The following is a 22,401-nucleotide window of genomic DNA, read 5'->3' as shown; positions in this document are numbered from 1 at the left end:
GGATAATGGCGGTGAGTTTGCTGATCAGGTTCGTGTAAGCAAACAAGCTAAAGTCGCTATTTATTTTGCAAAGCCTTATGCCAGCTGGCAGCGTGGTACGAATGAAAATACGAACGGCAGAATACGTCGCTTTTGGCCGAAGAAATTTGATCTTGGCACACTAACGGATAAAGAAATTAACGAGCGCCTTATCCAATTAAATTTTACACCTCGAAAAGTATTAGATGGTTTAACACCATTCGAGGCCTTTACAGGAAAGCGTGTTGCACTTATTACTTGATACCAGCAGTAAGTAAGAACTGACAGTCCTGTTAGGCTTATTACAAGAAGGGAGTAGCTGTTAGTTTCCCATTTTCATATCAATATCCAGCAATATTCCTCGTAGTTTTTCTTCGTATGCCTCGGAACTTTCCCACCAACCATTGCGCCGCCTCCAAAAACGCCCGATTCTCCTCATCAAACATCAGCGCATCACTCTCTGCCGCATACTGATAATCCGCAATTAAGTTTGTCGTCGAATCATAAGCAAACAGATAGTTCAACACTAGCCGCCATTTCAAACGCGCCCGTATACCCATGCTCACGACCCACTTAGGGTTGAGCAGTCGAGAGCGAATCACCTGATTCAGCTCTTCTTTTAGCGTACGTACTTTCGGTCGTTCCTTGAGTCGCTGCGTCATAAAGTTTCATCACATTGGGGAGGGCGTCACGGAAAAAGCCCTATACGCGCAAGATCGGGTCAACACGGGGCCGCCCAAATAGCTGGTTAGACAGTATTTCAAAGTCGATGATTCCGTGTGAGCCATCTGCCCGAACAAAAGGTGTAGCTCTCCGAAAATAACCGACAAGTTAGGAAGAAAACTCTTGCAAGGGAGCTATATCTTAACTGCTATTGTAGTTCGTGATACGACTTACAAACCACATGTCTAAACGCCCTCATCGTCCGAAAGTTGTTCATTTTTTGCTTTATCATAAAAACTGTCAGGAACGTCAGGTGCTTCGTGTTCCACGGTATTCCAAGTTTTTTGAATCTCATCAAGTTGAGTAAGAATTGTTTTATTTTCATACTCGCCAGAAAAATACTTTGTATTGAGAAGGCTTAGGCTTCTGTAGAGTGATGAATATTGACTAGCTGCTCCTTGGTGCTTTTCAGACAGCTTTGAAAAACCAAAAAATGTTTGGAATGATGAAAGAATTGCAGCTATTAGCGATAAAATACCAAATACCTGAGGAGTAAGATAAGTTACTGACTTAGATAGATCTGTTACCACACTGCTTCCAACAAATGCGCTTATTAAGATTACACAAGCACCAAACCAAATATTCTTTCGAGACAGTGATTTTGAAGCAAGGTAATGTGCTCTTGCTTTTCGATGAGTTCTTAAGCGAAGGTGAGTAAGGTGATTTTCAATGCTCTGATGAGTACCCATATCAAAGTGACTCTGACTTTATAGTTAACATTTTAATGGGCCCCATTATCGATCTGATTGTGGTTTCATTTTCCTCTATTATAGGGATGCAACCATTGTTCTGAATGGCTCTGCACAAGCAGCCAAGTATACTTCTATTGTCCTTAGGTTCTTCATCCTGCATTTTTAAAGAAAAGAACTTTCCGTTGCTGATAGGGGTAATTAGAATACAGCCATCAATAAAATCCTGATTATGGTGGGTTTCGAAACCATCAAAGAGTGTTGATTTTAAAATAGCGATTGGTTGCTTAAATGCGAGTTTAGCCAGTTGGGAAAAATTCACAAAAAAACGTTCTTTATCATAGGCCACTAAAATCATTGCTACATCAAAAGGATCAACTCCAAAGTTACAAAGGTTTGATGCTACAGAGTATTTCTCCATCTCACTTAATGATGAATAATCGATAAGGCTGTTTTGCTTTTCCGCCCACTCTGCCATTGCTTCTTCTGAAGCGGAGTAAAGCTGACCATCTCTTCTAGCTGATTGAGGGAGGTAATCTAAATAGCCGATAAAACTATCACCACCTCTTCCATGAATACTCGTAGCTAATCCGCCAACAGTAGTAAGACTGAGGAAGTTAGCTCCATTTCCTACACATGTAGAAAGTGCTGCAATACCATGAAGTTGATTATTTTCAATTACCGGCCTTAATCTATGAGCGTTAGATTCTATGTAAGATGATATTTTCGGATCTTGGTAGTCTGAAAACGATATTCTCTTCAGCCATTCGGTAGAGTTCCCTTGATCAATTTTCTCATGGTGTACTTCTTGCTCCTTTTTACCTTCTTCAGACAAAATAATAGATACATCAAGGCCTGCACAAATTGCGGAGATATAGGTAGGCATATCAACCTTGATATTTTCTGCTCCTACTCTGCCCCGTTTAATTTCTCTTAGTGTTAAATTGTTTTCGGTTTTATTTAAACAGATGGAAACTTGAGTTGAAATATTAGATGGAAAATCTAAAGGTACAGACTTTTTTAGCATTGGCCTCAGAGAAAGGCCGTTTTTAAAGTGTACCTGCCATACATCTTGAGTACCATTTTTCCATGGGCGGCTTGCAACTCTTACTTCGTCTGAACACATAAAGACCGAATAGAATCCAATTCCAAACTTACCTACAGACTTAAATTTAGAGGAGCGCAATCCAGGGAACTCACTTTGGACTAGGGATGATGTCCAAAAACTGGTTCCAAAATCTAGCAGAGGTCCAGTTAAAACCCTTTTTGACATTCCTACACCATCATCTTCAATACAGATCCATTTCTGCTCATCAATAGTTTTTATTCTAACTGTGATTTTTCCTGTGTAGTTACTGTCACACTCTCGCCTAGCATGAACTGAGTCACGAGAGTTCTGGATTAATTCTCTTAGAATGACTTCTAACTTATCGCTGCCTGTCCCATATAACTTGTCACCCCCAAGAGTGTTAATCAAACCCTCAATGTTACCCACATGAATTTCTGCAACGCAAGGATGCCAACCCTCTGTTTGGATGTAGTTAGACATTAACTCCGGTGTTTCAACCCCCTTGACTCGCTTTACTATAAATTGAGGGCAAGGGGTTTTCCGAGATTCCATTAATGCATTAGAGGCCCTTATTTCTTTATCAATCATGCATGTAGCATCATAAGCGACCCACCAAGCCTCTGATTCTTCTTCTGCAAAACCAGATGTAGAAGTAAATAATAGAGTTGATCCAGATAGGTCAGAGGTATCAATATCGGCATTTGCCAGCTTGTTTTGTGCAATCCAGTGTGTGAGGGAAATACCTCTTCGTTTTATTAGGGCATGAAGAAAGTCTGGTGCTCTTTCGTTGTCTATTTGAGATGCATCTGCACACCTTAGAATACAGGCAAGCTTTACGGGGTCAATGCGCCATTCTCTAGGGTATGTACTTAGAGAATTGATCTGGTTAGGTAACTTTGAAAGTATTTCATCAATACTCCAATGGTGGCTTCCCGCTATTTGGCCTATCAACTTTCCTAAGTGGTTCCTTAGCGTAATGTTTTCTATAAGATATACACCTTGGTCCTCATCTTTAACTTTCCAGTTGTAGTTAGCTAGGCTCTCAGCCTGTTTTGCATGCAAGCTCCTAAGTGTGGAAAAGTCTGCCATTTCGTTAATGTGTGATATATCACTTTCATTTTTATGATGATCCGTTAGTTGAGCGTAATGATCTCTCCAAGTTACGGTATCTCTTACGCCACTTATTCCTCCCTTATAAGCCTCAAAACAAAGAGCTGAGTCATGAAGGAGTATCGCTCCGCCAAGGACAAATGCTTCCAAAGGGTTTAAAGGGTAGTCGTCCCCACATATAATTGATGCTGTTTCCCATAACGCATCTAGGTGAGAAAGTTCATGCTGTGTTAGTCCTGGAAGTGCTTTAGAAATCTGAGAGACCAAGTGTGATGTGTTTTCTCGAAATTTTAACAAGGAAGATCTTATTTCCTCTCTCTGCCCGTTATATTGGTCATCAATGCTCTCGCAGAGAGAGGTTTTCCAAAGGCTGGTATTTTTGATTCTATCTAAAGACACAATTATTCCTTATTATTTATGAGCTGAAGCTATAACCAATAGTTTTTATGGGTTATTAATTACCTGAATCATCATAAAGCTACATTAGTTGTTTGATAATAACTCATAATTGAAAAAAAATACTCGAAGGTATCTTGTTAAATTTTTATCGAATCAGGTTGCTTTTGACTTTCCGCTCCCTCATCAATCTCCAATAATACCCCTCGCAACCTCTCCTTATATTCATCAGACTCCCCCCACAACCCCCGCTGCGCAGCCTCCAGCAACCTCTCCGCCATCTCCTCCAACGCCGCCGGATTATGCTCCTCCAAAAACGCCCGGTTCTCCTCATCAAACACCAGCGCATCACTAACCGCCTCATACTGATAATCCGCAATCAAATTCGTCGTAGCATCATAAGCAAACAGATAATCCACACTAGCCGCCATTTCAAACGCACCCTTATACCCATGCTCACGCATCCCCTCTATCCACTTAGGGTTAAGCAGTCGCGAACGAATCACCCGATTCAGCTCTTCTTTTAACGTGCGCACTTTCGGTCGTTCAGGGTCAGAGTGGTCGTTGTGATACACCGCTGGCGCTTGTCCACTGAGGCTAGTCACCGCATTAGTCATGCCACCCTGAAACTGGTAATAGTCGTCCGAGTCCAGCAAGTCATGTTCGCGGTTGTCTTGGTTTTGCACTACGGCTTCGAGCTGTCCGAGGCGGTTGGCAAAGGCATCGCGCGCTTCTACGCCATCGCCTGCCGTATTGCCGTAAGCGTAGCCGCCCCAGTTGAGGTAGGCGTCGGCCAAGTCGTCGCGGGTTTCCCAGCAGCGTTCGTCGATCAAGCCTTGCAGTCCCGCGCCATAGGCTCCGGGTTTGCTGCCAAACACACGGTAGCTGGCTTGTTGCTTGGCATCCTCTACGCTCATGCCGTCGCTAATTAATGTTTTTGTTTGCTGTTCGATATGCGCACGTATGCTGTTTATTTCAGGAGCTTCGTCATAAGCCGCCAACGCTTGAATCGCTGCGTCATACAGTTTTATCACATTGGGGAAGGCGTCACGGAAAAAGCCTGATACCCGCAAGGTCACATCAACGCGGGGTCGGCCTAACAGTTGGTTTGAGAGTATTTCAAAGTCGATGACGCGGTGTGAGCCTTCTGCCCAAACAGGTTTGATGCCCATCAGTGCAAAGGCTTGTGCGATGTCATCGCCGCCTGTGCGCATGGTGGCGGTTCCCCAGACTGACAGCCCCAGTTGCCGAGGATAGTCGCCGTGGTCTTGTAAGTGTCGTTCGATCAGTGCTTGCGCTGACTTTTGGCCAAGCGCCCAAGCAGCAGGTGAGGGTATAGAGCGGTTATCGACCGAGAAAAAGTTGCGCCCAGTGGGGAGCGTGTCGAGCCGTCCGCGGGTTGGTGCGCCGCTAGGGCCGGGTTCGATAAATTGCCCACTAAGCCCATCAATCAGTGCTTGGGTTTCTTGTTTGACGCTGGTGTGGAGCGCGACTAATAAGGTTTGGCGTGCGTAATTGAGTATCGCAGCGGTTTGCGGGTAACTGGTGTGGAAGTCGCTCCATGACTCATATTCGTCATTGGCGCGAGTGCTTACTGACGCGTCGGTATGGTTCTGTGTGTATTGCAATACGTAGTGCGTGACCCATTGCTGAGCCAATAACTCCAAGCGTTCGCGGGTGTCAGCGTGCGTGCGCCATGCGTCATCGGTGAGTTGTTGCAGCAGTTTAGGACGATTGCCGTGCCATGCTTTAGCGTTCAAGTCAGATGCGTCATAGTCGAGTTCAAGGTCGTGCGCAATGGCGTGTAAAATCCCGCGGCTATGTGGCTGAGTTCCGCGCGGTAAACGTAGTAATGCGACAATGGTATCGGCCAGTTTAGCGGTGTTGGGTAACGCCCCGAGTATGTGTAAGCCATGACGAATCTGTGCTTCTTTAATATCACAGAGGTAAGTGTCTAGCGCATCGAATACCGCTTCTTCATCGCTATCAACTACCGCTAACTCTTGCAGTACATTGGTGGATTTAACTTGTTCTAATATTTGCTCACGCAGCCAAGTCTCACGACGCACGTCCATACCCATCGCTTGGTAATATTCGTCAACAAGCCCTTCAAGCTGGGCTAGGTCGCCGTAAGTTTCAGCGCGGGTCATTGGTGGCATCAGGTGGTCGATAATAACGGCTTGGGTACGGCGTTTGGCCTGTGAGCCTTCGCCGGGGTCATTCACGATAAATGGGTAGAAGTGCGGCATCGGGCCAAGCGCAACGTCAGGCCAGCATTGCTCAGACATGGCCACGCCTTTACCCGGTAGCCATTCCAAGTTGCCGTGTTTGCCTACGTGAATAATCGCGTCGACTTGGTAGGTGTGTCGCAGCCAAAAATAGTAGGCGAGGTAGCTGTGCGGTGGCACGAGGTCGGGGTCGTGGTAGTTGGCCTGCAAGTCCATGTTAAAGCCACGTGCAGGCTGGATGCCGATAAAGGTTTCACCGAGGCGCATGCCCGCGAGCATGATGCGGCCTTGGCGGTGTTTCGGGTCATTTTCAGGTGGCCCCCAGCGTTCCCAAACGGCTTTTTGATTCGCTTCGGGGAGCTGCTGGAAGTATCGCATGTATTCGTCAATCGCCAGACTTTGCCAGCAAGGCAGGGTGTGCAATGTGTTGGGATTGTTGGTGACTGCGCCGAGTAGTTCGTTGATCAGCGCCGTGCCATCTTCGGGAATGTTGCTGACAGGGTAGTCAGCCGCAGCCATCGCGTTGAGCAGGTTGATAGTGGAGGCAGGTGTGTCCAAGCCCACGCCATTACCGATACGCCCGTCTTTGGTTGGGTAGTTGGCAAGGATCAGCGCGATGCGTTTTTGTCTGTTTGTTTTGAGCGTTAGTCGTATGTAGTTGCGCGCGAGTTGTGCAATGAAGTCGGCACGTTCTTGGTGTAGCTGATAGCTGATCACGGAGATTTGTGCGCGTTCGCTAAAACGGCTTTCGGCTTTAAAGCTGATGGCGCGGGTAATGATACGGCCATCCATTTCTGGCAACACCACTTGCATGGCGATGTCGCGGCTTCGTAGGCCTTGCGTGTAACTTTCCCAATCGTCTCGTGTGCTGCTGGATAAGATCAGTTGCAGCACAGGTATTTTGCGTGCGAAGGGGGATTGGAAAGTGGTCGGCTCGGCACTCAAGTCTGGGCTGGCCACGGTGTTGCTGGCAAAGCCTGTGGTATTCAAAATGATCTTGGCGTCTGACTGTTCAATAAGGGCGTTGACCAGTGCGATTGACTCTGGGTCTTTGAGCGAGGCCACGGCGATGGGCAGTGGCTGTAAACCGTGTGCTTCTAGCTGGGTAATGAGTTGGTCAAACATGCCCGTATTGCCACTTTGTAGGTGGCTGCGGTAGAACAATACAGCGCAGACGTTATCGTGTGCTTGCCAGCGTTGTTGCCATTCACTAAAGCTTGCTTGCGGGTAGGGCGAGTTGGGTAGGTAAAGCATGCAGCGGGGTAATGGCTGCGGCTCTTGCCATTCGGCGTTGTGGTCTAAACAAGTGTCGGCAAGGTAATGAAATAATTGTTGGCTATTGGCAAAGCCGCCTTCGCGGAAGTAGCGCCAGATGCGGTGGGTTGACTCTGCGTCGAGTGAGCTGAGAGCTTCAAGCTCTGGGTCAACGCTGTCATCACCTGAGACCACGATGAGGTGTCTAGGTCGGCTTGGTCGAGCGGCCTTGAGCCATTCTTCCAGCATCTCCACACCGTATTGCCAGTAGCTGCTGCCGCCTAATAATGACACGACGACGACTTGTGCTTTGTCGAGTACGGCACTGCGGTAAAGGTCGAATGCGGCGGGTTTGAGTAGCTGCATCCAGTTGGCTAAACGCACGTCGGGGAAGTCAGCGGGAAGTGCTTCAACGGCTTGTGCAAGCGCTGCTAGGCTGCTGTCAGCGGCAGAGAGAACCACGATGGGCGCTGGGGTTTGTTCTAGGTCGATGATGCCTTCTTCATCGACGAATCCGCCGGGTTGGGCTTTTAGCAGGTGCATGGGCTGTATCGGATATAGAGTAAAGGAGGGTATTTTACCTGACAACGCGCGTTGCCGCTTGTTAGAGTGAGATGAATTGTTTTTTCGGATTAACTGTATTTCTAGTTTGTTGTACTTCTAAGGTGAATTACAGTGTAATAATAAGTTTTTCTTTTGCCACTTATCAGTGCATGTGTACCTATAGTTTTTAGCCAATATCCCTCACGTTATCTTTCCCTTATTGTCTTGTTACTGGTGTTTATGACTTAAATAATGAGAAAGGATATCTGATGCACTCACTTGGTAAATACTTACTGCCTGCGCTATGTATAACAGCACTTGCAAGCTCTCCTGCAGCGGCCGTCACTATGGGTAGTATGGACTTAGCAGCTACCACTATCGGGGAGCCTGTTTCGATCGACGTATTGAGCAACGATACTGGTGTTGGTCTAATAATCAAAAGTGTTAATGAGTCGTCAGTTGGTTGGGGCAAGGTCTCTATTAGTGAAGATGAAAAGTCTCTGACTTACACGCCTCATCCTTCATACACGGGTCATGATGAGTTTTGGTACGTGCTTGAGAATAGCTTTGGTGGTACGACAGCTGCAAAGGTTATTGTTCATGTTGTTGATAACGAATGGCCAGAGGCAAATGGCGATGTGATTCGTGCAACCTACGGTGAATCGGTCAATATTCCTGTGTTAGCAAATGATACTGGTGTTGAGCTTAAAGTCGTCAACGTTAATGAGGGTTCTATTAATCAAGGGCAGGTCGTACTTGGTGAGAATGGCTTGGTCACTTATCAGCAAGTTGGAGAACCACGCGGAGACCAAACAGATGAATTTTGGTACGTCTTCGAAGATAAGTGGGGAAGAAAAAATGCAGCCAAAGTAACCATTCACTTGTCTGAGGAGAATAGAGGGGGCTGGCCCGTCGCAAGAGAAGATAAAGCGGTGTCGAAAAATGGTCTGAGAGTGATGATTCCAGTGTTAGATAATGATACTGGAAATGATTTAACTCTAAAAAGCACGAATGAATGGACGCAAAATGGCGGTAAAACACTTATAGAGAAAGGTTTTATTCGTTATATGCCGCCAGCAGATTTCACAGGTACAGACGCGTTTTGGTATGTATTTGAAGACAGCCAGGGTAGAACGAATAGCGCGAAAGTTGAGGTAGAAGTTACTCAAAATACTGAGTTGTCAGTAGTACGCTTTTGTGGGGTGAACTATCAAACAGATGGTACCTTAGAGAATACAGTTTCAACATCTTTACCAGCAGCTCCAGTTGGCCCGAAGTATTTAGCGCTATCTCGGACTGACTTCACTAATGGTGGTGCTATTGTGGATGGGCGACGTTATTATCGTGAGGTATTAGCCATTGAGTCCGGCGGTTACAGTGACAAAATATGGATGGATATTGATGGTGTTAAAACTAAAATAGCTGAAGTAAGTGAAAATGTGTCGATATATCCTGTCGGTGCCTTTAATAAGCACTTTTACTATTCCATTGGGGATAATTTATATGCTCATGATGGGGCTGTTACGACTGAGTTAACTCACTTTATTGAAGATGTTGCTGGTTTATCTGATGAGGCATCTAGTTATTCGATTATCGGTGAAGCTTACGGTGGTGCACTTTATATAAGAACTATCTCTGGTACATCTGGCCCGCAAGTAGCTAAAAATAGTTACTGGCGTATTAGTGATGGGCTTGACCTTGAGCTTTCATATATTGGTTCTAAAACTAGTGCATATACTGACATTTTCAGTCCTGACTATGTTAATCGGGTAGTAAGAGATAAGTTTTATTTTAATGGTTTAGATTACGCCTCTTACAGTGTGACGGCTTCTGATGGGGAGGTAGTTACAACATCAACATTTGAGCTGACTCAGCAATATCTTGATAACACACCTGTCACTATTGAAGGTCTGGTTAGCAGGTTGATCGAAAGTAATGACCGTTTCTTTGTCATCACAAATGGTCGCCATGATACCCGAGATGGGAGCGTATCTTGGGTAAATGGAAAGTTGTACGCGATTGATAATAGCAATGACAGTGCTGTTGAATTAGCAACCTGCACTGGAACTGATAGCTTGTTTAACTAATAGTAAGTCCCCAAGGCCTGACAATACTTTTATTGTCAGGTTTTTTTAAATGATAACTTTATCGTCATCATTTGGGGGAAATGTATTATTTATTACTTCTATGTGAATTTTTATCTCGGGCATGCAGTAGAGTTGATTGACCAGTTTTTAGTGTTTAGGGAAACTTCTTTTCAGTCAAAGCTATATGGTCTTTTCAATTTGTGATATTAAACGCCCCTAATCTAAATTTTCAGGAACACCCCCATGATCGACATCAGTACTGCGAGTGTCAGCAAAGTCATCGTTCACCGTATCGGTAACAAAGCACGTGAAGAAGGCTACACCTTTTCACCAAAGGAAGCTTCGCGCACGCCGACACTGGACACGTTGCTGATCAAAAGCTACCTAGAGCCAATGGTAGATGACGCTCAGGTGTACCAGTTACACCACGAGTCGGACTTGTTTCTAAACACGGTTTACCACTACAGCGACGCGATTTTTAAAGACAAAGAAACCTTCAAAGAGTCTAGCGAAAGCATTGCTAAGCACCTCTACACAGCGTCTACACACCCAAATATTGTCGGTGGTGAATTCATTACGATCTTGTTTGACGGAGTACTGTCTACAGGTGGTTCTGAGCAGGCTGTTGGTTTATTCAAAATCGAAGGTCGCAGCGACTACCTAGATATTGAGTCAGACGACGGATCACTGAAGTTAGTCGAGCGTATCGGTATCTCACTGGATAAAGTCCAGAAGGGCGCACTGATTTTCTCAGGTGGCGAGACGGTTCATGTTATCGACGCGTTAAGTAAGAAGACAAAATATTGGTTAGATACATTCCTACACGCTGTACCAGCAGGCACACCTCGTGCCAGTGCTAAAGCGGCGGGTGAGTTTTTGAAAGCTGTATCAAGTAAAGCGGCAACGCCTGCGGATGCGGTGGAGTTCGGTCACAAGATTGAAGAAAGCTTAGCTAAGTCTGAAAACTTGTCGATGGCTGATTTGAAAGAGATGTCGAAGTCTTACATTAAAGACGATGAAGCGGCAGGTATTATCGAAGAAGTTGCCGCGGCAACGGGCATGGATATGACCGATGATAAGCCGATTGAGACGAAAGAATTGAAGCGTTACACACGTAATGTCATTCGTAAAACGAAGATTGCGGATGGTGTTAATTTGACGTTGTCTGGCACGAATACTCAGGTTGCTTCGGTAGATGTTGAAGAAACTGAGGGTGGTTTGAAAGCGGTTATTAATATTCAGTTGGGTGGCGAGTAACAGAAATTATGCCTAGTTTTTTTGGATTTGGTTCACTAGTTAACACAGGCACGCATCGTTATGTGCCAGACACACCTGCGTCGGTAAAAGGCTGGAAGCGTATTTGGGTGAATGATGAGTGTTATGAACACGCTTTTTTAAGCGTTGTTCCTGACACAGACTCGCAGATACAAGGTTTGCTAGCGAAGGTGCCTAATAACGATTGGGCTGAACTAGATACACGAGAAGTCGGTTATATCAGGCGTGAATTGGCGATGGATGAGTGGTTAGTAGAACGCTCATCCACTCATACGCTTCAAAGCAAGCCGAGTGATGTGCAAATGTATGTGCTGGTCAATGGCGAGCCTGCACAGCCAGCGAAGCCGATACTCTGGTCTTATTTGGAGACCGTGTTGTACGGCTATTATCAGTGGTTTGGTGCTGAGGGTGTGCAGGCGTTTATAGACACAACGACGGCTTGGACGGATATATTGGATGATAGAGACAGTCCGATTTACCCTAGGTATGTTGCCGCAGAAGGCGATGCGATAGCGGTGGTCGAGGCTGCTATTCAGTCTTTACTGAGCAAGCCTTAAGTCTCGTTAATCGTTGAAAAATAAATATATTATATTGGTAAGAATAGAAAATGGATTTACTGAAAGAAGTTAAAGAAGCATGGGGTTGGTCTGGTGTTGAGCCAGTTGAGATCGTTACTGAGAACGACTTCGGCAACCTAATACTAAAAGATAAAAATGATCACTTTTGGAGATTATGCCCAGAAGATGTTTATTGCGACGTGGTTGCTAAATCAATCGAAGAATACAACGCGCTGATCGAAGATGATGAATTCTTGGACGATTGGTTTATGCCTGTGTTGTCTGCTGAAGCAGAAAAGAAACTGGGTAGTTTGGACGCTAATAGAAAGTACTACATGATCACACCGGGCATATTGGGTGGTGAGTATGAAGGGAAGAACCTGAAAATCACGACCTTGGCAAAAACCATTCGTTTCTCAGGTGATTTGGGTAAGCAGGTTAAAGACTTGGAAGATGGCGCGGAAGTACAGATTAACGATATTCGTTGAGACTTCGCGCTTAAGAACGGACAAGTTACATAGGCTGGCTCTGTACTGATTGCGAGTTTAGTGTCAGCTTGGCTTTATAGGGCTTTGGTGTAATAGAATTACATCATTGTCCTAGCCACAGATTTAAATGATTAATACCTATATTTAGTTAGAAATTGACCACATTCCAGACTATTCTTATTACTTTCTTGTGAATCGAAGGGAGTAGAGTTGCTGTGAAACTATTTTACGTTGCGAGCCAGAAGTTAATCTTAGGTATCCTGTTAAGTTTACTCACAAGCACCGCATTTGCCGCTGGGCAACAGTGCAAAACGTACTACATTCAACTCTTCGTCACTGCCTCCTCCGATAAAGCGACAGGTATGCAAAGCACTTATAGTGACGTCGGTTTTGACGCTGCTGTGACTGCTTTTAATAGTAATGACCGAACCTTATATCGACTTAGAATAGGGCCTTACAAAGTACTCTCAAAGGCTACTGAGTCACATCAGAAAATGAAGGCATTGCTTCCTGATAATGCAGTAGCACAGGCTAGTATTATCAGGCACATCATATCTGCCTGTGAAAAGGCAGCTCCGTTGCCTGCTCCAAAATACACGGCATATCTAAAAAATACGACTCAACGTCTCGCTAACTATAAAGCGCCAGCAATTTATACCGGAGAAAATCACCCTCTGGTTATGGGCGAATTTAGTCGTCGATTACCAGCGTTTGCGGATGAGGATGGCTAAGCGCACATTTATGCACTCAATAGTCGCCTAATGGTCTTTGCCGGTAACTTAGAAAGCGAAAACAGCTCAGGTAGAGATATGGTCGAATTTTATGAGTTTAAAAATGGCAAGTTTGTATTTTTACACGCTGAAGCTTACGGCAGAGCGAAGCCCTAGTAATAAAGCAAGCTAACCACTTTTAAAGCAACCCATCTACTTTAGCAGCACAGATGAAGTCATTCACTGATAGGCCGTTAATGGCATGGGTAGTGAATGTAATCGTGCAGTAGCCGTAACCAAAGTTCACATCGGGGTGGTGTTGTTCTTTTTCAGCTAACCAGGAGAGTGCGTTTACAAATAACACGACCTTGGTGAAGCCTTTAAATGTGATGGCGCGGGTAATAGACGTATTATCGTCAGATATTTGCCAGTCGAGATGAAGTTGTTTGTTGAGTTCTTTCGATTGTTCTGGCGTGAGCGTTGGCATGTCACCTTTGCAGGGGAGGCACTTTTGCTGGGTAAGGTCAGAAAATTTAGCCATGTCGGTGTCCATCAGTCATTTTGAAGTATTTGATTATAAATGACTTTAGTCACGGTAGGGGCGTGCTTGCGTAAGGCTTGTTGTTCGGTTTGACAGCGTTCTGTATAGTTATGAGATTAATTTGATCATATCTTTGATTTTTATCAGTAAACAATAATCAATAAGAAAGTTATCGGGGACGTTATGTTTAAAAGTTTGTTTGGTGCGGTCAGTATTGCTAGCGTTATGGCTTGGTGTGTTTTTTTTCTTGGTTCCTTTTATTACGTTTCCAATAATCATAGCCAGATTTATGCGGAAGATGGGTTGATCGAGAATATTCAGGCGTCTTTTTTAGCGATCGCATGTCTCGTTTATCTCGCCGTTGCTGTGTTAGATAAGCAAGCAAAAACACTGATTCTTTTATTCTGTTCTCTGCTTTGTTATGGCTTCGTGTTGAGGGAGTTAGATGTTGAGAAGCTTAACGTCCCGTCGGCAATAAAATTCATGGGGTCTGGTGTTGGTCGAAATGCATCCGTCGGTGCAGCATTTGCAGCGATATTAATCTATATGGGCTTTAGCGGTTTTACTCGTCATGTAAAAACGGCGGTCGCGTTCTTTAAAGTAAAGTCGGGTGCGTTGTTATTGGTTGCTGCTGTATTTTTGTTTGTTGGGGAGTTTTTTGAAAAACAAACCGAGATGGCTTTTCATGTCTTTTATGAAGAGATGTTTGAATTGCTAGGGTATGTTTTCATTCTACTGTCATCGCTTTCAGTTGTACCTTTTTTGAACCGCGTAGGTAGTCGTTCTAATGAGCGGGTTACTGGGTGATGTTGGTATTATCGTTAGGGTTACACGATGCGTAAGACCGATAAGACAACGGATAACCAACTCAGAGTCTTGCTCACAGATGTTTGCGAGATAGCCTTAAAAGAAATAGAGGGCTTTCAGTGGTTAACGCATACCGTTAACTACGATAACTTTCCTAAAAGCCTAAAAGTGATCTGTGTGTTTGATACAAAGGCTAATGTACAAACCTTCATGCAATCGAGCAAAGGCCAAGCGCTAAACACGTTGATTCAGTCCAAACTTGAAGGACTCAATATCAGGTTTAAAAACATCGATAAGCATGTTTCATATGACTCTGAAGAGGCGTGTGATGAAGAGCATGGTGGGAGTTGGGCTAGTCGGCAGGGTTGAAACTGATGTTTTAACAAGCTAGTTGGGCAATGCAGAAAGCTTTAGTAATGTTTACGAAGCAAGATATCAAAGAGTGACTTATTCCATAAAAAAGGCCTAGCTCATGTAACCGAGCTAGGCCTTTTAATCTTCTATATAGTTACAGAGATTATGCTACAACCGCAGCAGACAAAGCCTTCTCAATCGTCTCTTTCTCAATGCCCTTACCAATAAACACAAGGTTAGTCCCCCGTACCTCATCAGCCGTCCACAAACGATCAAAGTGCGTATCCAAACGCTCACCAACAGCCTGTAATACCTGACGCATCGGCTTGCCCGGTAGCGCTGCAAAACCTTTAGCTCGGAAAATGTTGTACTCAGCTAACAAGTCTTTCAATATCGCTTGCAGCTTGTCACTATCCACTTCACCCAGCTTAATTACAAACGAATCAAAGTGGTCATGTGCATGCTCATGGTGGTGGCCGTGATCATGGTGATGATCGTGGTGATTATGTACGTCATGAATGCGATCTTCCGCAGCCGCATCAATCCCCATCAACATGTTGCTTGCCACTTCACCATCACGGGTATACGTCACTTTAACTGACTCAGGCACTTTAGCACTCACTACAGTTTCAACACGTGTACGCTCTTCATCGCTCAACAAATCATTCTTGCTCACGATAACTAAGTCAGCCGCACTCAGTTGGTCATCAAGAAGCTCTTGCAAGCTAGGGTCATGATCCAAACTCTCATCAGCCAAACGCTGTGCCTGTACCTGATCTTCATTGTTTGCAAAACGACCTGCTGCAACCGCAGGGCCATCAATGACAGTAATCACCGCATCAACCGTACAATGCTGTTTGATCTCAGGCCAGTTAAACGCCTGAACCAAAGGCTTCGGTAGTGCCAAGCCGCTAGTCTCGATAAGGATATGATCGATCTCGTCACGACGTGCAACTAACTGCTGCATGACAGGTAAAAACTCTTCCTCAACCGTGCAACAAATACAGCCATTCGCTAGCTCATAAATACCGTTGTCGCCTTGTGAAACCTGCTCTTCGCCTTCTTCACAATCTAGCGGGCAGCTACGAAGTAAGTCAGCGTCAATATCCAACTCACCAAACTCATTCACGATAACCGCGATGCGCTTGCCGTTTGCCTGCTTGAGTACGTTTGAAAGTAGCGTCGTTTTACCGCTACCTAGAAAGCCAGTAACGATCGTCGCGGGAATCTTATTTAACTGCATGAGCTTGTCCTTTCTATCACCGCGCCATTAGGCACGGTGTTAACTATTGGTGAATAATGTCGAATGTTAGCGACAATTATTACGTATTAAAATCATCTGCGCGAGGAAGTGTATCGACAACACCTCGGACAATGGCTTTAGGTTGCTTCTCTTTATTCTTCGGACGATAGACGTGGGCTTGGTCTGTGTCGTAAAGATAAGAGTCATTAAAGTCTTCTGTCTCCAATACATGGCCGACCAAAATCAAGCAAGTACGCGTAAATTTCTTAGCACGAACCTTAGCCGTAATGTCGCTCAGCGTCCCCGTAACTTTGTCCTGCTCAGGCCAAGAAGTACGGTAGCAAACAGCCACAGGGCAATCCTCACCGTAGTGAGGAATCAACTCTTCAACGATCTTATGAATGTGCGTCACACCCAAGTGAATCGCCAACGTCGCACGACTCTTAGCCAATGCAGGTAGCTGCTCACGCTCAGGGAACGGCGTCTTAATACTAAAACGCGTCAAAATAATCGTCTGAGAAACACCAGAAAGCGTCAACTCTTTACCCAACCAAGCCGCAGACGCAGAAACAGCCGTCACACCTGGAATGATTTCAAACTCAATACCTTGCTTCTCTAATCGACGAATCTGCTCACCAATTGCGCCGTATAACATCGGATCGCCAGAGTGAACACGCGCCACATTTTGTCCTGCAGCATGAGCCGCTTCGATGTCCACCATGATCTCATCTAAGTCCATGTGAGCGGTATCTTTGATCAATGCAGCAGAATCTTCGACGTCCGCCAAAATCTCACGTGGCACTAACGAGCCTGCATACAATACAACAGGGCAATCTTTCATAATGCGCTGCGCTTTAACGGTAATCAGCTCTGGATCACCAGGGCCAGCGCCAATAAAGTAAACTTTCATTTTGTCATCCTTTTCATGCTGCGCTTTATCCAATCAAGCGCGAACACATCTAATTTTATAAAACCGCTACTCACTATCTAATGCTAGGAGTCTCAGTTATTTGCTGCACGTAGACCTTCCGAGCAAAGCGAGGGGCGAAGTGCAGTGAATAACTGAGACTCCGAACCAAATAGTTACAGCTTCTTACTATAGCCGCGCGGCGTGTAAATCCACTCTTTCGAGCCATTTACAAGGTGGCGCGACTCACTATTACCAACCGACACCATCGTAAACATATCCACGTCTTTAGCATCCAACTCACCAAGCGTAATGATATTGATATTCTCATCTTCACGCGTCAGCTGGCGACCAATCATCACCGGCGTACTAGCAGGGCGATGCTCCAGCAAAATGTCACGAGCCGTATTCAACTGCCAGTCACGCTTACGAGAAACAGGGTTGTAAAACGACACAACAAAGTCACCTTCACCCGCACTCTTAATACGCTTCTCAATGGTTTCCCAAGGCGTCAGTAAGTTAGACAGTGAGATAGTACAGAAGTCATGACCCAGCATTGCGCCAACGCTAGCCGCACCTGCCTGCATGGCGCTAATACCAGGAATCACTTCGATGTCTACATCTAGCCATTCAGGGTGGTTCTCTTTGCCTTGAAGCTGAAGTTCTAACAGTTCAAATACTAGCGTTGCCATGGCGTAGATGCCAATGTCACCACTAGAAATCAGGGCAGTCGCTTTACCGCTTGCGGCAAGGTCTAACGCTAAGCGTGCGCGTCCAATTTCTTCGCCCAAAGGAAGATCATGGTGTGTTTTTCCTTTGCAAATTTGACCCAGTAGATCAAGGTATAAGCCGTATGCGACAAGGTCTGAACTCGCTTGAATCGCACTAGCTGCTTTTGGTGCTAGTAGTTGAAGGTCACCGGGGCCGGTGCCCACTACAAATAGTTTACTCATAAGGTGTGTCTGTATGGCTGTATGGTTAAATAGTGGGTGTTAGCCCGTGGTCGGGTTATCCCATGTTGAGTTAGGATTGTCGAGCTATTTTAAGGGAGTTGGCCTATTCATGGATATATACATTTACCCGTATTATGGACTAATCTAAGTTGTTGTATGACCGATTAGTTTTAAGGAGTTTAGAAATATGAGAAAAGAAACCATTGCGCTTCATGCTGGCTATGACGGCGACCCAACGACGCACTCTTGTGCAGTACCTATTTATCAAACAGCGGCTTATGAATTTGATAATGCTCAACATGGTGCGGACTTATTCAACTTAGCTGTCCCAGGCAATATCTATACCCGCATTATGAATCCAACCAATGCGGTACTCGAAGAACGCGTTGCGGCATTAGAAGGTGGTGTTGCAGCATTGGCTGTTAGCTCGGGTATGGCAGCAATCAATTATTCCATTTTGAATATCGCGAGCGCTGGCGATAATATTGTTTCAATGTCGCAGCTTTACGGGGGAACTTACACGCTATTCCGTCACGAGTTACCACGACTGGGTATTGAAGTACGTTTTGCTGACTCAGATAGCGCGGAAGATATTGAAAAGCTAATTGACGAAAACACTAAAGCGGTATTCTGCGAAACGATTGGTAACCCAGCGGGTAATATCGCTGATATCGAAACAATTGCGGCAGCGGCTCATAAGCACGGCGTAGCGGTTATTATTGATAACACGGTAGCGTCTCCATCACTTTGCACACCGATTGAGCATGGCGCAGACATCGTTGTTCACTCCTTGACTAAGTACATTGGTGGTCATGGCACAACCATTGGCGGCATTATCGTTGACTCGGGTAAATTCCCTTGGGCTGACAATGCAGAGCGTTATGCCTGTCTAAATGAGCCTGAAGCGGCTTATCATGGTGTCGTTTATACCGAAGCGCTAGGACCGGCGGCATACATCGGTCGCGCTCGAACAGTGCCACTTAGAAACACTGGTTCTGCACTGTCGCCAATGAATGCTTGGCAGATCTTGCAAGGTCTTGAGACCTTATCTTTGCGCATGGAGCGTCATTGTGAAAACGCGATTGTGGTCGCGAAATACTTGGAAGCGCATGACAAAGTAGAGTGGGTTCGTTATGCGGGACTAGAGTCTGACGCTTATTATGGCTTAGCGAAGAAGTATTTCGACGGTAAACCTAGTTCGCTGATGACGTTTGGTATCAAGGGTGGCTTTGAAGCTGGCGTGAAGTTTTATGACGAACTAAAGCTGATCAAGCGTTTGGTGAATATCGGTGATGCTAAGTCATTAGCTTGTCATCCTGCATCAACGACTCACCGTCAAATGTCGGAAGAGGAGCAGTTAAGTGCGGGTGTGACGCCTGAAGCATTACGTCTATGTATTGGTATCGAGCATATCGATGACATTATTGAAGACTTAGAGCAGGCGTTCTCAGCGGCTTAATAACGAGTGTTTCCTCAGCCTTAATTGTATTTTTAAGGCTGAGGAAAGTAGGCTTTCAATATAATAGTTACTCTATATTTCCTTATTTATCTTATGGTTATCTGATTACATTAATGTCATGTTCATGAAAGAGTTATGTCAGACGGCATCGGCATAATGAACTCATCTTAACCAAACGACGAAAGGAAACATGTCATGAAAACTTTACCAAAATTAATCGCGACTTCTCTTCTTGTTATGGGTGCTACAGCTGCCAACGCTGACTACTATGAAGCAATCACAAGTGAGAAAATTCAAACAGGTGTTACAGAGTCACGCTCGGAAGCTTATAAAGCAGGTTGGGACAAACTGTCATCTTTAGAGTCGGCGTCACCTTACACATTATCTAGTGAGCTAGGTCTTGTGCACCCAGAAATCAATGAAAGCACGATTAACATTGATGACGGTGCTTACATCACCGTAGAGTCGCAAGTAAGAGCCAACGGTGAGCTCGGTTACATCGGCGTGGTAAACGCTGGAGTTAGCTACGAAGTTAACAAGCTCGGTAACTAATCTGCGATAGACGATTCACTCCTGAAGTGGCGGGCTTCATCTCCTACCATTTTATTAAAAGGCCGACTTTGTTGGCCTTTTTCTATTGCTAGCTTTAAACGAATAGCCATAGACAAAAAAGACCCCTTCAGACTGTTAAGCCTGACGGGGTCTTTTGTTTGTGTGTCGTTTTGGTTTAAGACTTTCTGTCGTTGATTAGTGGCTTAATCGAATCACGAAGCTCACGCAACATCACTTCAGTTGTTTCCCAGTCAACACACGCATCGGTAATTGATACGCCGTATTTAAGGTCAGCTAAATCAGCAGGCACTTTCTGGTTTCCTGGGCCAATATTACTTTCGATCATTAACGATACGATTGACTTGTTACCGTCAACGATCTGTTGAGCAACGCTTTGAGTGACCAAACGCTGACGCTCGTGATCTTTCTCAGAGTTAGCATGACTGCAATCAATCATGATGTTAGCGGCGTGTCCGCCTTTGGCCAACGCTGCTTCACATTCTGCAACGCTTGCTGCATCGTAGTTAGCACCTTTGCTACCACCACGTAGTACTACGTGACCGTATTTATTACCTTGCGCGTGAATAACAGCGACTTCGCCTTCGTGGTTAATACCAAGAAAACGGTGCGGTTGAGACGCAGAGCTAATCGCATTCATAGCTACTGTCAGGCCACCATCTGTACCATTTTTAAAGCCAACCGCTGATGACAAACCAGAAGCCATTTCACGATGAGTTTGTGACTCAGTCGTTCTTGCGCCAATAGCGCTCCAGCTGATTAGGTCTTGAAGGTACTGTGGTGAAATAGGGTCTAGTGCTTCTGTTGACGTAGGAATATCCATCTCAGCAAGTTGCGTCAGTAGTTTACGACCCACTTCCAAGCCTTCTTCGATTTCGAATGTGTTGTTTAGGTGCGGATCATTGATTAAACCTTTCCAACCCACCGTTGTCCGTGGCTTTTCAAAGTAAACACGCATAACGAGATAGAGTGTGTCAGAGACTTCTTCAGCCAGTGCTTTTAGGCGCTGTGCATAGTCGATTGCTGCTTCTGTGTCGTGTATTGAACAAGGGCCAACGACGACAAATAGTCGTGGGTCTGTTCGGTCTAAAATGTTTCTGATGACTTGGCGGCCTTCGGCAACCGTTTTCATTGCTTTATCGGTAACAGGTACCTTCGCTTTCAGCTGAGCTGGAGTAATCAATGGCTCGGCCTTTAATATATTTAGATCTTCTAATGGGGTGTTGATTGTCATTTTTGTTGTTACCTTTGAATAAGCTGCCTGCAAGTGTCGCCTTGCAGATTTTCAGAAGGTAAGTTTAGGGGGTTAATGACTCTGTTAACAGGGTTAGCCGTAAAAATTCACAGAAAATTATTGGTACTGTAATGATAACCAGAGTGTTTTTACTTCTGAACTGTCGAGGCTGTCTATGGCAAATGAAAGGCCGAGCTTCTTTCCTTGAAAAGCAGCTTCTAGCGTACTTATGTCAGGCCAGTAATAGAGTGCGAGCTTGCCTTTGTTGGTTTGCTTGGCAGCACCGACTGCAAATAAACGACTCTCGTTGATGTATTTTGCCTTTGCACCAGCCGTATAAGCAGTGTTTTTAAATTGGTATTGGGCATGAAGGTCTGCTGAGGGCTTTAGTTTCTGAGTGTAGTCAGGCTTGTACCCCTCAATCCCACTGAGGATAGGGTTAATTGATGAGAAGCCATCTTCGGTGGTGGTGTTTGTTTCTGAGTTGGCTTGTGCCTCGGTATAAGGGACGTCACGCCAACGTATAGCACCTGCGAGGTCTTTAACGCGGAGGTCTACTTTTGTGTTTTGATTTGGTTTCCACTTTACACTGAGGTCAACCGCCACACCTATACCACTAGGAGCGTTGGTATTCGGGCGGTTAAACAGTACATCTTCATCATAGACGTAGTCGCCATCAAGCTGAAAGTTATAGTTGTCTCCATCTTCAGCCGTTGCGACGCCTGATACTTGACCGTCGAGTAAGTTTGAAGCAGAGAATAGACTAGTACCTAATGACAGCTCTAGTGTGCTAGTCGGTTTAAAGTGTTTGGCAATACGTGCGCCAAAGCCTCGAAAGCGGTAGGCGTCTAAGTCAATTTTATACGCTCTGTTTTGATCAAGGTCTTGGTCATTACTAATGGTGTAAAAGAGGTCGGCAGTGTCTGACGAAAAGGTGAACTGCTGTTCTTCTCTGTAAAGGGCACCGATTGACCAATTGTTTTTCTTGTAACCAGACTCTAGCCAAACAGAAGCGGTTTGCTTTTCGCCATTGGGTGAATAGCGACCTTTCCAGTCATCACTAATAGCCTCTAAAGCGATTGGTTCGCTGGAAATAAAAGTATCCATTTCAACGTAGGGTGCAGCTGCTAGTGGTGAGGCAATAGCCGTGCTTAGAATAAGTAATAGGAAGAGAGTCGTCATAATG

The 22,401-nt window shown here is 45.2% G+C and carries 20 protein-coding genes; 10 read left to right on the top strand and 10 right to left on the bottom strand.

From position 1 onward, the window contains the following. Window positions 1-280: IS30 family transposase (locus DKT75_RS12310; protein WP_109823740.1), on the top strand; the 280-nt coding region annotated here is incomplete at its 5' end. Window positions 281-359: 79 nt separating this feature from the next. Here DKT75_RS12310 and DKT75_RS12305 read toward each other — a convergent pair. The 4 genes from DKT75_RS12305 to cobN all read right to left on the bottom strand — a co-directional run bounded on the left by DKT75_RS12305 (window position 360) and on the right by cobN (window position 8,030). Beyond that, a complete protein-coding gene (locus tag DKT75_RS12305) occupies window positions 360-680 on the bottom strand; it encodes a cobaltochelatase subunit CobN (protein ID WP_109823739.1) in 321 nt (106 codons plus the stop codon). Window positions 681-926: 246 nt separating this feature from the next. Next, entirely contained in the window at window positions 927-1,430 is a 504-nt protein-coding gene (locus tag DKT75_RS12300; protein WP_109823738.1) for an SLATT domain-containing protein, read from the bottom strand. Window position 1,431: 1 nt separating this feature from the next. Then, complete coding sequence (locus DKT75_RS12295; protein WP_109823737.1) at window positions 1,432-4,008, bottom strand: HD domain-containing protein; 2,577 nt, start codon at window positions 4,006-4,008, stop codon at window positions 1,432-1,434. Window positions 4,009-4,145: 137 nt separating this feature from the next. Continuing rightward, window positions 4,146-8,030, bottom strand: coding sequence for a cobaltochelatase subunit CobN (cobN, locus tag DKT75_RS12290; protein WP_109823736.1), 3,885 nt, complete (start codon window positions 8,028-8,030; stop codon window positions 4,146-4,148). Between the two features lie 269 nt (window positions 8,031-8,299). Between cobN and DKT75_RS12285 the strand changes: the two genes are divergently transcribed. The 5 genes from DKT75_RS12285 (at window position 8,300) to DKT75_RS12265 (ending at window position 13,168) form a co-directional block, all read left to right on the top strand. Continuing rightward, window positions 8,300-10,117: an Ig-like domain-containing protein gene (locus tag DKT75_RS12285; RefSeq protein ID WP_109823735.1), complete on the top strand. Its 1,818-nt coding sequence runs from the start codon at window positions 8,300-8,302 to the stop codon at window positions 10,115-10,117. Window positions 10,118-10,360: 243 nt separating this feature from the next. After that, on the top strand, window positions 10,361-11,374 hold the full coding sequence (locus tag DKT75_RS12280; protein WP_109823734.1) for a nucleoid-associated protein: 1,014 nt from the start codon (window positions 10,361-10,363) through the stop codon (window positions 11,372-11,374). Window positions 11,375-11,382: 8 nt separating this feature from the next. Further along, the gene (locus tag DKT75_RS12275) at window positions 11,383-11,949 is read left to right on the top strand and encodes a gamma-glutamylcyclotransferase (RefSeq protein WP_109823733.1); all 567 of its coding nucleotides are present in this window, start codon (window positions 11,383-11,385) and stop codon (window positions 11,947-11,949) included. 50 nt (window positions 11,950-11,999) lie between these two features. Continuing rightward, entirely contained in the window at window positions 12,000-12,437 is a 438-nt protein-coding gene (locus DKT75_RS12270; RefSeq protein WP_109823732.1) for a T6SS immunity protein Tdi1 domain-containing protein, read from the top strand. A gap of 215 nt (window positions 12,438-12,652) precedes the next feature. Further along, a complete protein-coding gene (locus tag DKT75_RS12265; protein WP_158278857.1) occupies window positions 12,653-13,168 on the top strand; it encodes an SPOR domain-containing protein in 516 nt (171 codons plus the stop codon). Window positions 13,169-13,346: 178 nt separating this feature from the next. On the opposite strand, the gene DKT75_RS12260 is transcribed toward DKT75_RS12265, so the two are convergent. Continuing rightward, window positions 13,347-13,688 (bottom strand): 4a-hydroxytetrahydrobiopterin dehydratase, encoded by a 342-nt coding sequence (locus DKT75_RS12260; protein WP_109823730.1) that lies wholly within the window; start codon window positions 13,686-13,688, stop codon window positions 13,347-13,349. A gap of 183 nt (window positions 13,689-13,871) precedes the next feature. Here DKT75_RS12260 and DKT75_RS12255 point away from each other — a divergent pair, with 183 nt between their 5' ends. Together DKT75_RS12255 and DKT75_RS12250 are read left to right on the top strand one after the other, a co-directional pair. Then, complete coding sequence (locus tag DKT75_RS12255) at window positions 13,872-14,495, top strand: hypothetical protein (protein WP_109823729.1); 624 nt, start codon at window positions 13,872-13,874, stop codon at window positions 14,493-14,495. 27 nt (window positions 14,496-14,522) lie between these two features. Beyond that, window positions 14,523-14,864, top strand: coding sequence for a Fis family transcriptional regulator (locus DKT75_RS12250; protein ID WP_109823728.1), 342 nt, complete (start codon window positions 14,523-14,525; stop codon window positions 14,862-14,864). Window positions 14,865-15,012: 148 nt separating this feature from the next. Here the strand turns inward: DKT75_RS12250 and cobW are convergent, their stop codons facing one another. The 3 genes from cobW to cobJ form a co-directional block, all read right to left on the bottom strand. Beyond that, entirely contained in the window at window positions 15,013-16,092 is a 1,080-nt protein-coding gene (gene cobW / locus DKT75_RS12245; RefSeq protein WP_109823727.1) for a cobalamin biosynthesis protein CobW, read from the bottom strand. A 79-nt stretch (window positions 16,093-16,171) separates the two neighbouring features. Further along, a complete protein-coding gene (gene cobM, locus DKT75_RS12240; protein WP_109823726.1) occupies window positions 16,172-17,002 on the bottom strand; it encodes a precorrin-4 C(11)-methyltransferase in 831 nt (276 codons plus the stop codon). Between the two features lie 173 nt (window positions 17,003-17,175). Further along, the gene (gene cobJ / locus DKT75_RS12235) at window positions 17,176-17,952 is read right to left on the bottom strand and encodes a precorrin-3B C(17)-methyltransferase (RefSeq protein ID WP_109823725.1); all 777 of its coding nucleotides are present in this window, start codon (window positions 17,950-17,952) and stop codon (window positions 17,176-17,178) included. Between the two features lie 187 nt (window positions 17,953-18,139). Here cobJ and DKT75_RS12230 point away from each other — a divergent pair, with 187 nt between their 5' ends. Further along, window positions 18,140-19,411, top strand: a complete 1,272-nt coding sequence (locus tag DKT75_RS12230) for an O-acetylhomoserine aminocarboxypropyltransferase/cysteine synthase family protein (protein WP_109823724.1) — start codon at window positions 18,140-18,142, stop codon at window positions 19,409-19,411. Window positions 19,412-19,606: 195 nt separating this feature from the next. Next, complete coding sequence (locus DKT75_RS12225) at window positions 19,607-19,963, top strand: DUF3316 domain-containing protein (RefSeq protein WP_109823723.1); 357 nt, start codon at window positions 19,607-19,609, stop codon at window positions 19,961-19,963. Between the two features lie 175 nt (window positions 19,964-20,138). On the opposite strand, the gene DKT75_RS12220 is transcribed toward DKT75_RS12225, so the two are convergent. Together DKT75_RS12220 and DKT75_RS12215 are read right to left on the bottom strand one after the other, a co-directional pair. Further along, window positions 20,139-21,215 carry a 3-deoxy-7-phosphoheptulonate synthase gene (locus DKT75_RS12220; RefSeq protein ID WP_109823722.1) on the bottom strand — a complete coding sequence of 359 codons (1,077 nt, stop codon included), beginning with the start codon at window positions 21,213-21,215 and terminating at the stop codon, window positions 20,139-20,141. Between the two features lie 117 nt (window positions 21,216-21,332). Beyond that, window positions 21,333-22,397 (bottom strand): DUF5723 family protein, encoded by a 1,065-nt coding sequence (locus DKT75_RS12215; protein ID WP_146201366.1) that lies wholly within the window; start codon window positions 22,395-22,397, stop codon window positions 21,333-21,335. Window positions 22,398-22,401 lie beyond the last annotated feature (4 nt).

This window comes from Leucothrix arctica (assembly GCF_003172895.1).
In the GTDB taxonomy this organism is placed as follows: Bacteria; Pseudomonadota; Gammaproteobacteria; order Thiotrichales; family Thiotrichaceae; genus Leucothrix; species Leucothrix arctica.
This window is presented reverse-complemented; position numbering and strand designations above follow the sequence as displayed.

Excerpts from the sequence above, each read along its gene's own strand:
- DKT75_RS12305 (WP_109823739.1), bottom strand. The coding sequence starts at position 680 with ATGACGCAGCGACTCAAGGAACGACCGAAAGTACGTACGCTAAAAGAA.
- DKT75_RS12300 (WP_109823738.1), bottom strand. The coding sequence starts at position 1,430 with ATGGGTACTCATCAGAGCATTGAAAATCACCTTACTCACCTTCGCTTA.
- cobN (WP_109823736.1), bottom strand. The coding sequence starts at position 8,030 with ATGCACCTGCTAAAAGCCCAACCCGGCGGATTCGTCGATGAAGAAGGC.
- DKT75_RS12285 (WP_109823735.1), top strand. The coding sequence starts at position 8,300 with ATGCACTCACTTGGTAAATACTTACTGCCTGCGCTATGTATAACAGCA.
- DKT75_RS12280 (WP_109823734.1), top strand. The coding sequence starts at position 10,361 with ATGATCGACATCAGTACTGCGAGTGTCAGCAAAGTCATCGTTCACCGT.
- DKT75_RS12275 (WP_109823733.1), top strand. The coding sequence starts at position 11,383 with ATGCCTAGTTTTTTTGGATTTGGTTCACTAGTTAACACAGGCACGCAT.
- DKT75_RS12270 (WP_109823732.1), top strand. The coding sequence starts at position 12,000 with ATGGATTTACTGAAAGAAGTTAAAGAAGCATGGGGTTGGTCTGGTGTT.
- DKT75_RS12260 (WP_109823730.1), bottom strand. The coding sequence starts at position 13,688 with ATGGCTAAATTTTCTGACCTTACCCAGCAAAAGTGCCTCCCCTGCAAA.
- DKT75_RS12255 (WP_109823729.1), top strand. The coding sequence starts at position 13,872 with ATGTTTAAAAGTTTGTTTGGTGCGGTCAGTATTGCTAGCGTTATGGCT.
- DKT75_RS12250 (WP_109823728.1), top strand. The coding sequence starts at position 14,523 with ATGCGTAAGACCGATAAGACAACGGATAACCAACTCAGAGTCTTGCTC.
- cobW (WP_109823727.1), bottom strand. The coding sequence starts at position 16,092 with ATGCAGTTAAATAAGATTCCCGCGACGATCGTTACTGGCTTTCTAGGT.
- cobM (WP_109823726.1), bottom strand. The coding sequence starts at position 17,002 with ATGAAAGTTTACTTTATTGGCGCTGGCCCTGGTGATCCAGAGCTGATT.
- cobJ (WP_109823725.1), bottom strand. The coding sequence starts at position 17,952 with ATGAGTAAACTATTTGTAGTGGGCACCGGCCCCGGTGACCTTCAACTA.
- DKT75_RS12230 (WP_109823724.1), top strand. The coding sequence starts at position 18,140 with ATGAGAAAAGAAACCATTGCGCTTCATGCTGGCTATGACGGCGACCCA.
- DKT75_RS12225 (WP_109823723.1), top strand. The coding sequence starts at position 19,607 with ATGAAAACTTTACCAAAATTAATCGCGACTTCTCTTCTTGTTATGGGT.
- DKT75_RS12220 (WP_109823722.1), bottom strand. The coding sequence starts at position 21,215 with ATGACAATCAACACCCCATTAGAAGATCTAAATATATTAAAGGCCGAG.
- DKT75_RS12215 (WP_146201366.1), bottom strand. The coding sequence starts at position 22,397 with ATGACGACTCTCTTCCTATTACTTATTCTAAGCACGGCTATTGCCTCA.